Source organism: Paracoccus broussonetiae (assembly GCF_031854425.1).
Classification (GTDB): Bacteria; Pseudomonadota; Alphaproteobacteria; order Rhodobacterales; family Rhodobacteraceae; genus Paracoccus; species Paracoccus broussonetiae.
In genome coordinates, this window is sequence record NZ_JAVRQI010000018.1 from 10,162 (window position 1) to 22,788 (window position 12,627).

At 59.7% G+C, this 12,627-nt stretch carries 13 protein-coding genes; 1 reads left to right on the top strand and 12 read right to left on the bottom strand.

The window, feature by feature from the left end; all coding sequences use genetic code 11:
- The 8 genes from RM190_RS19755 to RM190_RS19790 form a co-directional block, all read right to left on the bottom strand.
- Window positions 1-201 (bottom strand): calcium-binding protein (locus RM190_RS19755; RefSeq protein ID WP_390908727.1); only part of this gene is annotated, 201 nt, incomplete at its 3' end.
- Window positions 202-210: 9 nt separating this feature from the next.
- The gene (locus tag RM190_RS19760; RefSeq protein WP_311761193.1) at window positions 211-414 is read right to left on the bottom strand and encodes a hypothetical protein; all 204 of its coding nucleotides are present in this window, start codon (window positions 412-414) and stop codon (window positions 211-213) included.
- Window positions 415-448: 34 nt separating this feature from the next.
- The gene (locus tag RM190_RS19765) at window positions 449-1,366 is read right to left on the bottom strand and encodes an ABC transporter permease (RefSeq protein ID WP_311761194.1); all 918 of its coding nucleotides are present in this window, start codon (window positions 1,364-1,366) and stop codon (window positions 449-451) included.
- Window positions 1,367-1,370: 4 nt separating this feature from the next.
- Complete coding sequence (locus RM190_RS19770; protein WP_311761195.1) at window positions 1,371-2,654, bottom strand: ABC transporter permease; 1,284 nt, start codon at window positions 2,652-2,654, stop codon at window positions 1,371-1,373.
- Window positions 2,655-2,760: 106 nt separating this feature from the next.
- Window positions 2,761-3,831 (bottom strand): ABC transporter substrate-binding protein, encoded by a 1,071-nt coding sequence (locus RM190_RS19775; protein ID WP_311761196.1) that lies wholly within the window; start codon window positions 3,829-3,831, stop codon window positions 2,761-2,763.
- 66 nt (window positions 3,832-3,897) lie between these two features.
- Window positions 3,898-5,031 carry an ABC transporter ATP-binding protein gene (locus RM190_RS19780; RefSeq protein WP_311761197.1) on the bottom strand — a complete coding sequence of 378 codons (1,134 nt, stop codon included), beginning with the start codon at window positions 5,029-5,031 and terminating at the stop codon, window positions 3,898-3,900.
- 359 nt (window positions 5,032-5,390) lie between these two features.
- A complete protein-coding gene (locus tag RM190_RS19785) occupies window positions 5,391-6,551 on the bottom strand; it encodes an aromatic ring-hydroxylating oxygenase subunit alpha (protein ID WP_311761198.1) in 1,161 nt (386 codons plus the stop codon).
- 4 nt (window positions 6,552-6,555) lie between these two features.
- Window positions 6,556-7,710 (bottom strand): aromatic ring-hydroxylating oxygenase subunit alpha, encoded by a 1,155-nt coding sequence (locus RM190_RS19790; RefSeq protein WP_311761199.1) that lies wholly within the window; start codon window positions 7,708-7,710, stop codon window positions 6,556-6,558.
- 131 nt (window positions 7,711-7,841) lie between these two features.
- On the opposite strand from RM190_RS19790, the gene RM190_RS19795 reads away from it, so the two are divergent.
- Window positions 7,842-8,765 carry a LysR family transcriptional regulator gene (locus RM190_RS19795; protein ID WP_311761200.1) on the top strand — a complete coding sequence of 308 codons (924 nt, stop codon included), beginning with the start codon at window positions 7,842-7,844 and terminating at the stop codon, window positions 8,763-8,765.
- A gap of 4 nt (window positions 8,766-8,769) precedes the next feature.
- On the opposite strand, the gene RM190_RS19800 is transcribed toward RM190_RS19795, so the two are convergent.
- From RM190_RS19800 to RM190_RS19815, 4 genes are all read right to left on the bottom strand, one after another.
- Window positions 8,770-9,975, bottom strand: coding sequence for an NAD(P)/FAD-dependent oxidoreductase (locus RM190_RS19800; protein ID WP_311761201.1), 1,206 nt, complete (start codon window positions 9,973-9,975; stop codon window positions 8,770-8,772).
- Window positions 9,976-10,040: 65 nt separating this feature from the next.
- Complete coding sequence (locus tag RM190_RS19805; RefSeq protein ID WP_311761202.1) at window positions 10,041-10,715, bottom strand: DUF1028 domain-containing protein; 675 nt, start codon at window positions 10,713-10,715, stop codon at window positions 10,041-10,043.
- A gap of 4 nt (window positions 10,716-10,719) precedes the next feature.
- A complete protein-coding gene (locus RM190_RS19810) occupies window positions 10,720-11,136 on the bottom strand; it encodes a RidA family protein (protein ID WP_311761203.1) in 417 nt (138 codons plus the stop codon).
- Window positions 11,137-11,187: 51 nt separating this feature from the next.
- On the bottom strand, window positions 11,188-12,459 hold the full coding sequence (locus tag RM190_RS19815; protein WP_311761204.1) for a flavin-containing monooxygenase: 1,272 nt from the start codon (window positions 12,457-12,459) through the stop codon (window positions 11,188-11,190).
- Window positions 12,460-12,627: the final 168 nt, after the last annotated feature.

Here is a 12,627-nt window from a genome sequence, read left to right on the forward strand (position 1 = left end):
CGCGCCGTCCCCGCCAAAGAACCGGTCGGTCCCGAAATCGCTGGCCGTGATGTCGAAGATGTCGTTGCCGGATTCACCGTAGAGCGAGTCATTTCCGGACCCGCCGATCAGGGTGTCGTTTCCCGCTCCGCCGTAAATGGTATCGCTGTCGGCACCGCCCTGCAGACTATCGTTGCCACTCGTGCCGGGGATAATAGCCATGGAATACTCTCATACTGAATGGAAAAAAATCAACACAAGCAATAACTTCATGTTTCGTTCCGGTGTCAAACGTTTTTGCAGCGTATTCAGCGTTGGCGGTAGGTGGAAAAATCCAACGGCAGAAGCATCACCTTCACGGAAAATCTCACCAAAGTCCCCCATGCCTGCACCGCGAGCCCTTGTTCTTTGCTGTGGATGCCGTTTGGGGGCCATTTGGGATGGAAAGGATCAGGGCGCAGTCCCCGCCCTAGCGAACGCCCGACTGCAACCTTTCGCTACGCCGACGAAGCAGTTCGACTGCCGTCAGCAGCAGGACCGAAACGATCACAAGGATTGTTGCGACCGACAGAATTGCCGGGCTGATACTTTCCCGGATGCCATTCCACATTTGCCGAGGAATGGTCTGCTCGTCGGGACTTGCGATGAACATGACGACGACGACTTCGTCGAACGAAGTGACAAACGCGAAGAGCGCGCCTGAAATCATTCCGGGAAGGATCAGCGGCAACGTAATGCTGCGAAAGCTTACCCAAGGGGTGGCGCCCATCGAGGCCGCAGCACGCGTCAATGAATGGTCGAAGCCGGCAAGCGTTGCCGTTACCGTGATGATGACAAAGGGAATACCCAGAATTGCATGTGCGAGGATAATGCCGAGGTAAGGAACACCCCAGTCCTGAATGCGGATGGACGAGTAGAAGAAGAACAGGCCTGTCGCAGTGATAATGACAGGGACGATCATCGGCGAAATCAGGATCGCCATGATGATGCGGCGCGCGGGCATCTCTGGCCGGCTGAGACCGAGCGCCGCCAGGGTGCCGAGCGCGGTGGCCAACAGCGTCGAGAAGAAACCCACGATGATCGAATTCTTGGCCGCGGCGATCCATTGGGCATTCTGCCAGAGATCGCTCCACCATGAGAGGCCGCGTGCGGCGTCAGGTGCGTGCATCCCGGTCGTCAGCAAGGCATCATACCAGCGCATCGAGAAGCCGGTAGGATCAAGCGACAGCATTTTCTGTGTGAAGGTGAAATACGGCTCCGCATTGAAGCTGAGTGGTATCACGATCAGGACCGGCGCAATCAGGAACAGAAAGACGAGGCAGCACATGGTCCGACGGACAAGGTGCCACGTCTTTTCAAGTGGCGTGGCGTAGATTGGAAGCGACATGGGCTTATCCCAGCTTGATGTTGTCGATGCCGATGAGGCGGTCATAGAGCCAGTAAAGCAGCAGGACCGCCGCCAGCAGGATCGCGGCCAGCGCAGCGGCCATGGACCAGTTCAGGCTACCTTGCATGTGATAGGCGATGAAGTTCGAGATCATCTGGCCGCTTGCACCGCCGACCAGTGCGGGCGTGATGTAATACCCGACCGCCAGGATGAAGACGAGCAGCGTACCCGCCCCGATGCCCGGCAACGTCTGCGGCAAATATACCTGGCGAAACGCGGTCCAGCTACTTGCACCCAGGCTTCGCGCGGCCCGCGTGTAATGAGGCTTGATCGGGCGCATGACCGCGTATAGCGGCAGGATCATGAAGGGCAGCAGGATATGCACCATCGCGATCACCGTCCCGGTCTGGTTGTACATCATCGCGAGACGGTTGGTGGGGTCGACAACCCCTGAGGCGACGAGCGCGTTGTTGACCACGCCCTGTTCCTGCAGCAGCACCATCCAGCTTGTCGTCCTGACCAGGAGCGAGGTCCAGAACGGGAGAAGCACAAGGATCATCAGCAGGTTGGACTTGCCCAAGGGCAAGGTCGCCAGCATATGCGCGACCGGATAAGCCAGCAGCAGGCAGATCGCGGTGATGACCGCAGAGAATGTAAATGTCTTCACGAAATGGGACACATAGATTCTGCGGCCTTCTTCGACCCGAACAACCTTGCCATTCGTGTCGCGTGTCAGGTCCAATGCGGCCAGGAAGAAGCTCGTCGTATAGGCCGAGGATGCCGAGCGCATAGCCTGCCATAACGCAGAATCGCCCCAATCCGCGCTCAGGTCGATTACCGCCTCGCGATAGGGCGGCTTCAGACCTTCGGCTTTGCGGGCTGCGGCGGTAAACAACGACCGCGAACCTGCTAGGTCGTAATTCACGCGCGTGCCGATCAGTCCGGCAGTCTTGTCTGCGCGCGCGTGCCGCAGGTCCGAAACCAGCGCTGCATACGCGGCCTCGTCGGGCGCGCTGTTCGGGTTTTCATTGAACCATGCTGACAGCACCGGCATGTTCGCCGAAAACGCATCATTATGGACTGAACGCAGCAGCATCTGTGCGATTGGCATCACGAAGCTGATCACGAGGAAAAGCAGAAGTGGCAACACCAGCAGCAACGCACGGCGCTTGGCCCGGACCTGAGCGGCGGCCAGCGCAGTTTTGAGCGAGCGGCCATCTGTCGTGAAAAGGCGGGATTGAGACGCGGTCACATTCGCGACCCCAAGGTTCGCAGAGACATCTGCCATGAACATTTCTCCGGTGTAGAAGATAGGGGCGGCCCGAAAGCGAACGCCGCCCCTTCATCGGACAATGAAAGCGAGATCCTTCAGATTTCCGGACGACTGCGTTGGATCAGTTGGTCAGCCAGGTGTTGAACCGCTCGCTGATCTCCACATCGCGGTCGACCCAGAATTCCACGGAAGACCGCAAAGCATGCTGGAGATTGGCTTCCGCGGTGGGCATGTTCTTGGCCATCTCGGTCTTGCCATCCTCGAACAGGCCGACCAAGGGCAGCGACGATTTGCGGGCCGGACCATAGCTGATCCATTTCGTCTGATCGGCTAGCCGCTGGGTTCCGGTGGCAAACTTGATGTATTCCAACGCCTTGTCCTTGTTTGGTGCGCCCTTGGGAATGCCGAAAAGCTCGTATTCGTAGACCTGACCGTCCCACACGACTTCAAAGGGCTTGCTTTCGGTGACGACGGCGCTGAACAGCCGGCCATTATAGGCGGTGGTCATCGCGACCTCTCCATCGGCCAGAAGTTGCGGAGGCTGCGCGCCGGCCTCCCACCAGACCGTTTGGGGTTTGATCTTGTCGAGCATCGCAAAGGCTCGGTCCAGTCCTTCGGGCGTCTCGAGCGTGGCATAGACCTCTTGCGGCGGAACGCCATCCGCCATCAGGGCAATCTCAAGGTTTGCCTTCGGGTTTTTGCGCATGCCACGCTTGCCGGGGAATTTTTCGAGATCGAAGAAATCCGCAATCGTGCTCGGCTTTTGATCGGCGAACTTACTGGTGTCGAAACCGTAGACTGTCGAGAACACCATCGAGGCAACTGCGCAATCGGTCAGTGCGCCATCCAAGAAATCCTCGGTCGCGGGGGTGCCATCGGGCGCCGCCGGCAGGCTGGCGGGATCGATCTCTTCGAGCAGGCCCTCATCGCAAAGACGCAGCGCATCGGTATATTCAAGATCCGCGACATCGACCGTGACGTTTCCCGATTCAACCATTGACTTGATAGGGCCGGCGGGATTGTCTGCCGAGGTCATCGTGATGCGGATCCCGGTTTCGGCCATGAACGGCTTGTTATAGGCCTCAACCTGGCTTTTTTCATAAGCGCCACCCCAGCTGACGACGGTTATGTCGGCATGTGCGGCACAGGCCAGAATCGAGAAGGCGCTTGTAAGCATCAGGAATTTCTTCATCATATCTTCTCCCAGGTGGATGTTTGTCTGACCTTTGCGGTCATGGTTATCGCGGGGGGGTGTATTTCAGAGAGGATCGAGCGCGCGAGCATCCTCGGAGTGCCAGCCGATATCGATCCGCTCGCCGGGCGTGAAACGGCGTTGACCCAGGGTGTTCCGGCATTTCATGACGAAATCATCCGAGCCGGCGACCTTCATCCGGATGCGCAGCACGTCGCCCATATAGATCACGTCCAGCACTTCGGCGCCAATCCGATGCGCGTCCACCGGCATCATCTCGGGCTTGAACTCGACCCGCTCGGGCCGGATCGAGACCAGTGTCTCTTGTCCCGCAGAGCGGACATTGACGGGCGTGGCGTCGATCAGTTCGCCGGTTGCAAGGAGGACGGTTGCCACAGACCCGCCAAGCGTCTCGATGCGTCCGGGCAGCTTGTTGTTCTCGCCGATGAACTGGGCGACGAAGCTGTTGCCGGGACGTTCATAAAGCTCGGCCGGCGGCGCAAGTTGCTGGATGCGCCCGTCGTTGAAGACGGCGACGCGATCCGACATGGTCAGGGCCTCGCCCTGGTCATGCGTCACATACACCACGGTGATCCCAAGCTGCTCGTGCAGGCGCTTGATCTCGAACTGCATGTGTTCGCGCAATTGCTTGTCCAGAGCCCCAAGCGGTTCGTCCATCAATACGAGCTGGGGATCGAAGACGAGTGCGCGGGCCAGCGCGATCCGCTGCTGCTGGCCCCCCGACATCTGCGCCGGGCGGCGATTTACCAGGTTGCCCATTTGAACCATGTCCAGCGCGCGCATGATCTTCGCCTCGCGCGCGGCCCTGTCCAATCCCCGCACCTTCAGCGGAAAAGCCAGGTTCTCACCAACGGTCATATGGGGAAAAAGCGCGTAGTTCTGAAACACCATGCCGATCCCACGTTTGTGGGGTGGGACGGAATTGATCGGCCTGCCCGCAAGCCGTATCTCGCCCGAGGTCGCCGTCTCGAAACCTGCCAGCATCATCAGGCAGGTCGTCTTGCCCGAGCCTGACGGCCCGAGCATGGTCAGGAACTCGCCCTTTGCGATGGTCAGGTTCAGATCCTTGACGACCAGCGTTTCACCGTCATAGCTCTTCTGAACTCGATCGAACGAGACGAACGTATCCCTTGCGACCTCGTTTTCCGGACTGATCCGGGCTGCGGTAGCTGTCCTCAAGTCTGGCTCCCTGTATGGTTTTCGCGACGATCCGGCTTTTGGCGTATCGCCGTCATTCCGGTTATCCGCCTGTGAGCGCTTGCACCGGACGCGCTGGATTGGAGAAGTGCTGAACCATCATTGAAGCAGCGTTTCATTGGGTAAATTAACGTTTTCCGCAACTCTGATTAGGGCGATGCTAATCTTGAGCGATGCTTTGAAAACAGACCGATCCGCGCAGGCGCCAGCTTTCCGGCTGCGACCTTTATGGGCACTGAAAACACCTCCCCGGAAATTCGTCTGCTCGATTTCCGGGAAGGCCCTTGCTTCAGGCAGAATGCGAAATTGCCGGCTGTGAACGTCTTCAGCCGAACGCGATGTCAGCCGCCTGATACCGCGCGCAGCGGGGATTCGACTGATGGGATCTGTCGGCCCAGATAGCGGTAGAAGTCCCAGATCGTGCCTTCATAATCGCGCGGCGCCAGTTGACCCGACGGGGCATGTCGCGATGCGAGCGCCCGCTGCATCTTTTCCAGCTTTTCGCGGTCTTCGCGATTGACCTCGTGCCAAAGGGCGATCCGCTCTTCAAGCTCGTCCTGCGTCAGTTCGTCACCATAGGTCGACATCGTCCACCGGACGCGGATGCGATCGACAGCCAACGGCTTGATGGAAAACGACACCAGCAGCGTGGCCGCCTGACTGGCGATCTGAGTCGGGAAAAGATTGAACAGCGTCGAGCGCTTTCGCTCATCATCCGTCAGGCCGGGCGCACCCGCCCCCCTTGATGCGGCAGTTTCGGGATAATTGGCGCAGTAAGAGGTGAAGCTGTCATCCGACATCGATTTCCGGCTAAGCCCGGTCGGCGTATAGGGATGCAGCGTTTCCGGATGGACGACCGAAAGGTGATAGGCCTCCATGAAGTTCTCGACTAGGCATTTCCAGTTCGTGTGCCAGTCCTCCTCGAAACTGCGCACGATCCGCATCCGAGACGGATCATAATTCCCCAGCATGTTCTCAAGTTGGCCAAGCCGGGGTGCAAGGGGCGCGGCATCGTCATCGAGATTGACATAGATGAAGCCATTCCAGATTTCACAACGGAATGTGGGCAGGCTGCAATTCTTTTCCGTGACGCCCTTGTCCCTCATCCGCGGCGCGTTAATCAGCTGCCCGTTCCCCCCATAGGTCCAGGCGTGATACGCGCAGACGAAACGCCGGGTCGATCCCACCCCCTCGACCAGAGGCATGCCCCGGTGGCGGCAAAGGTTGGACAATATCCGCACCTCCTCGTCATCACCCCGCACGACGAGCAGCGGCTCGTCAAAGAGTTGCGTCACGAAATAATCTCCGGGCTTGGGAATTTCATCGGCCCGACCGAGCGCGTGCCATTCCCTGGACAGGAAGGTTTCGACCTCGTAGCGGAAATAGTCGGGGTCGGTATAGAAGCGGCCGGGCAAGCACTGGGCCTCATGCTCGGGCAGGGCTGCGATTTCGCGCAGCGTGTCGTTCATCGCATTGATCTTGGCAAGGTTTTCTACAGCCATTCGACTACTCCGCCGCCAACGCGAAAGAGCGCTCGAACCCGGCCGTGCGTTCGGCGATGTATTGCATGAAGTCATAGATCGGACGTTCCAGATAGGACAGATGGCCCGGTTGCGCCGCATCGGCATTCAGGCCTCGGAAAACCTTCTCGGTGCAGCCGCGATCTTCGAGGTTCACCTCATCCAGCAAAGTCTTCAGCGACGAGACATATTCTTCCGCGCGCGTATCACCCATGAACTCGGGAGACAGTCCGCCGCCGAACACCATCGCCACCTGTCCGGTCCCCTTCGGATGCAAGGAAAGATACCAGAAATAGCCGGGGGTCAGCGTGATAAGGTGGCTGGGATAGAGGGTCAGCAGAGCCGTCGTCTTGCGCCAGCGTCCTTCCAGACGGGTATTGTCCGGATGCGCATTGCCGATCGCAAGCGAGGCTTCCTTGGTGATCCAGTGATAGTTGAAGTTCCGCAGGCCCGGCGGACAGTCCATCTCTTCCAGCTTCGAATGCCCGCCGACCGTTGCCGCATGGCAGACCGGCAGATGATAGCTTTCCATGAAATTCTCGGCCAGCACCTTCCAGTTCGTATCCCAGACATGGGTTTCGCGGAAGCATTCGACGTAATTCTGCACCTCGTACTGGGCGATCATCTCCTCGACCTCGCGCAGTTCTTGCGCGACACTCGGCCGAGACTCGTCCAGCGTGATATAGATCCAGCCAAGCCATTCCTCGCAACGGATCTGTGGCAGGCGATAGCTCTCTTTGCAAAAGCCGGTTGTCTCGGTCATGAACGGCGCACCGCGCAGTTGTCCGTCAAGTCCATAGGTCCAGGCATGATAAGGGCAGACGAGAACCCGCTTGTTGCCGCTGCCTTCGACGATCGTGGACATGCGATGCAGGCAGACGTTCGAAAAGGCGCGGATCTGTTGATCCTTGTCGCGCAGCACGACAACCGGCTGTCCAGCCAAGTCGTAGGTCATGTAGTCACCCACATTCGGCAAACTGCTGGCGCGACCGACGCAGACCCATTCTTTCGAGAAGATCGCTTCCAGCTCACGCTGAAGGAAGTCTGTGCTGGTATAGACGGATGGCGGCATTGCACGGGCATTTTCCAGCGGGCGGCTGGCAGCTGCGAGCAATTCGTCAATGGGTTGAGCTGGCGACATGGCTGACCTCCTTATTGTTGTTGTCAGGTTTCACTTCGGCCCGAAGGTTTTGGGCGAAGCGGATAAGGAGAGCTTGACCTTTTTTTTAAGAAGGTAAAAATTCATATATCCTATGATAAGGTCGTAAAAATATGGTTCGCTTTACTTTGCGACAATGTGCCTATTTCCGGGCAGTGGCGGAGCAAGGCGGCATCGCACAAGCCGCGCGAGTCTTGAACATTTCCCAGCCTTCCATCGCTCAGGCGCTTGAAAAGCTGGAGGCCGTGACTGGCCTGATCCTGTTTGATCGCCATCACGCCCGCGGCCTGACCCTGACAGTCCAGGGCCGTGCATTCCTTGAACATGTCGTGCGGCTGGAGCATCAGGCTCTTCAGGTCGAGCGCGAGGCGGCGGCATTGGCTGCCGAGCTGGCAGGCGAAATTCGATTGGGCGTGTTCTGGACCCTCACCCCTTTTTTCGCCGCCGACCTGATCCGCAGTTTCGCCGAGGCAGAGCCCGCGCTGACCATTACGCCACGGGAAATGTCGCTGCTGGAACTCGCCGAGGCGGTGCGGGAAGGCTCCCTGGATTTCGCGCTCACCTATGACCGGGGTGCGGACACCGCGGGGTTGAACCTGCTCGAGTTGGCGTCCCTGCCCCCGATGGTGGTCGTATCGGCTGGACATCCCCTGGCCGAGCGTACTTCAGTCAGACTGTCCGAACTGGCGGATGAGCCATATGTGATGCTGGACGGTCCGGGCAGCAGGCATTATTTCGAGGAGCTGCTGTCGGAAAACGGCATGACTCCACGGATATCCTATGTCTCGTCGTCATTGGAAGCCGTGCGCAGCGCGGTCGCGGCCGGATTTGGTTTCACCTTCCTCGTGATGCGCCCGCCATCATCACGGACCTATGACGGGCGCGAGGTCAGGACATTGGCGATCGAAAACGATGTGCGACCCCTTCGCGTGGTTCTTGCATCGCGGGAGGGAGTTCACCGGGGCCTCGTCGCCCGCCGCTTTGCCGAACACGCGCGCAGCTATTTCGAGTCTGCGGTTCGACCGAAGGCGAGGTGACGGCCTATCGCATGAGGGATTTCAGGTCGGTGGCCATGTCGGCCAGAATGTCGGGATCGACGGTTCGACCGGACTCGATCAGCCGCTTGCCGACCATGAAGGCCTTCGGGTCGTTCATTGCGTCAACGGCCAGCAATCGGTCGGACGCGTAGTACCAGATGCTGGTCGGCACCCCCTGCCCGGCCCTGACCACGGTGCGATCATAGCCCGAGTTCAGTCCGGCGATCTGCAGCTTGCAATCATATTGATCGGACCAGAACCACGGCCGTGGCACATAGTCCTTTTCCGCACCCGTGATATTGGCCGCCACCAGCTCCGCCTGATCGATGGCGTTCCCGACGGATTCAAGCCGAACCTGCCGTCCGTCCAGCGGGAAAGACGCGCAATCCCCGGCGGCCCATACATTTTCAGCCGAGGTTCGTCCCCGCGCATTCGTGCGGATACCGTCTTCGATCATAATGCCCGCTGCAGATGCAAGCGCATCGCAGGGAGTTATGCCGATACCCGCAATCACGAAGTCTGCAGGCAACTCACGACCGTCGCTCAGCTTCACCGCCAGAACGCGCGTTTCGCCAAGGAGCCGATCCACGCCGGTCCCCTCAAGGATTTGCACGTCATTGTCGCGATGCAACCTGCGGAAGTAGTCTGCGGTTTCCGAAGCCGCCACCCGCTGAAGGATCCGTGGGGCCATTTCGACGACCGTGACACTCAGCCCAAGCTTGCGCCCGACGGCGGCGGCCTCCAGGCCTATATAGCCGCCGCCGATGATCACAAGCCTCCGGCCAGCGACGAACTCGGCACGCATCCGGTCGACATCCGACAAGGTGCGGACCGTAAAGACGCCTTCCAGATTGCCCCCGACTGCTGCAGGCAAGCGGCGCGGGACAGCCCCGGTCGCCAATACCAGCTCGTCATAGGCCAGATCGGCGTCGCCAAAGCGCACGCGCCTTGCGCCGGTGTCGATTGCGAGAACCGGCTGATCCAGCCTCAGGTTTATACGGTGTTCTGACCAGAAATCGGCCGAGCGCAGCCACAGCCGTTCCTGCTCAATGTCGCCCAAAAGATAGGCCTTGGACAAGGGCGGGCGCTGATAGGGCGGCGAAGGCTCGTCGCCGATTAACGTGATCTCGCCATCGAATTTGAGCGCGCGCAGTTTCACTGCGCATGCCGCGCCCGCTTGACCGGCCCCGATTATGACGACGTGCCACATGGATTCCTCAACTTTCTGGATATGTTGCGGAACCGGTTCCGCATGCCGGTGACATGGAAGGATCGTCATTCATCGCCCGGCACGCCATAAGACGGGGCTTCGCGCGGATCCAGCGCGCGTTGGACATAGGCGCCAAGCTGCGGCTTGTAGAGATCCCATAGGCTGGCGATGGCTTCGATCGGGCAGTCCTCGGTCCAGTCGCAGCGCAGATCGACCACGGGCCACGAGACCTTGTCGACGATCTTTATCCCTGCCGAGTGGACGGGGCCGGCTTCGCCCCCGACAGCAATGCCCGCACGCATGGCGGCAATCAGGCGGTCGGCGATATGGCCGCCTGCGGACAGAAAACCATCGACTATTGCCTGAGGCACACCGTCATTGGCCAACATGTTGCCGCCCGACGCGACGTTCTCAGCCTGTGCCTGGGTCCAGATCCCCAAGGAATTCGGACCGGAATGAATGGCTGTCAGACCATTTCGATCGACTGCCAGCACCTGCCGATATTCGATGAACCTAGCGGTGCGACGCAATTCGGCGACAGCCTCGGCGGCGCTGAGGCCATTCTCCATCAGGTCCAGCCCCAATGGACCCAAGCGGGGATCGGTCACATTCTGCGTTGCGACCGCACCTATCCCCGCACGGGCATAAGAGCAGCGCGCTGCGACTGCGGGGGAAGAGGACGAAATTGCCAGGCCGAGCATCCCCGTCTCGGCGCAGCGGGCGACAATAGAAAAGGTCATGGCGTCAGTCCGGAATGACGGCGGTGCCGTCGATTTCGACCAGCCACTCGGGACGTGCGAGTGCCTGGACCACAAGCCCGGTCGAGACCGGGTGAACACCCTTCAGATATTCGCCCATGGTGCGATAGACGGCCTCGCGGTGGCGCACGTCGGTAATATAGACGACGACCTTGACGAGATGTTCCATGCTGCCGCCGGCTTCCTCGATCAGTTGCCTGATATTCTGCATGACCTTGTGTGTCTGATCGACCGGATCGTGACTGTCGATATTCTTCGCGTCATCCAGGTTCTGCGGGCATTGGCCGCGCAACCAGACGATCCTTCCGCCCTCGGTGACGACAGCTTGGCACAGATCATTGTCGAGCCTCTGCTCGGGATAGGTTTCCTTGGTGTTGAACTTGCGAATGCGATGATGGGCCATGTCCATTCTCCGTGATACAGGGTGATTTGGGCGCAGAAGGCGACGTGCGGTTCAGACGCTTTCGGTCACGCGGGATGCGTGGCGGTGGTAATCCATGTATTTGCGCTGAATTCCGATCTGTTCGGCGACGTGCTTTGCGTCATGCCATACCCCCCAAATGAAGCTGGAGCCGCGGCGCGATTGCCAGGGCAGGCCCAGAAAATAGATACCGGGCACGACCGAGACGCCGCGGTGATGGATCGGTCTTCCTCTGTCGTCAAAACCGTCGACCTTGATCCAGCTGTAATCGACCGAGAATCCGGTCGCCCAGATGATCGTTCCTATCCCTTCCTTGCCCAGTTCCAAGGCGCGGATCGGATGCGTGATGCAGAAGGCATCGGTAACGCGCAGCCTCGCCTCCGGCTCCTCCGGCAGGTCCAGACCGTTTTGCGTGGCGAACACATCCGCCTCGTCAAGAAGCGAAAGATAGCTGGCATCGCCATCGTCAAGATTGCGGGCCAGATCATCGGCAAAGGACAGCGTGCCATTGTCCCAGCTATGTGTCATGCCAAGCAGCGTCATGCCCTGCTGGGCCAGTCGACGGAAGTCGATTGTCTCGCCACCCCGAGCGCCGCTGACCGCGATGGTGACATGCTCGGTGCCGGGCTTCGGGGCCGACATGTCCCATCTTCCCAGAACGCCCAGCCACCAGCAGAAATCCCGACCGCGATATGCACGCGGGGGGCGGTCGTGGGGACCGACCGAAAGATAGACCTTGCGACCTGCACGCATGAGCTCGTCTGCGATCTGGACACCCGACGATCCGGCACCGACGATCAGAACGCCACCTTCGGGCAATTGCCGCGGGTTGCGATATTGCGCGGAATGTATCTGGAGGATGTCGGTCTCTCTCGGGACAACGGGGGGGATAACGGGTTTCTGGAACGGGCCGGTGGCGGCGACGATGCGCGCGGCCTCGATGACACCCTGCGAGGTGGTCACGGTAAAGCCGGGACGTCCGGTGTTTCGCCGGACCTCGCTGACCTCGACGCCACAGCGGATGGGGGCGTCTATCTTTCTGGCATAGGCTTCGAAGTAATCGGCGACCTGGTCCTTGCCGATGAATGCGTCCGGGTCGTCGGAAAACTCCAGACCGGGAAAGCGGTCATGCCATGCCGGTCCATTCGCCACAAGCGAGTCCCAGCGCCCGCTGCGCCAGCGTTCGGCAATGCGATCCTTTTCAAGGACCAGATGGGGCACCCCGGCGTTCCCCAGATGCTCGCTCATCGCAACGCCCGCCTGACCGGCGCCGATCACGAGCGTATCGATCTTCTCCACTGACATTTCAGCATCCTCTTCCGGATTGATGGGGCGCGTTCAGACCGCAGCCCTGTCAATTGGAAAAGCTAGCCGTGCCTCCCCAACGCGAAAATTACGAAATCAAAGAGCAACGGTTAGGCTTGTCCTAAACCCGGTGCTTAGGCTTTTCCGCAGCAACAACATGGAAGAAGC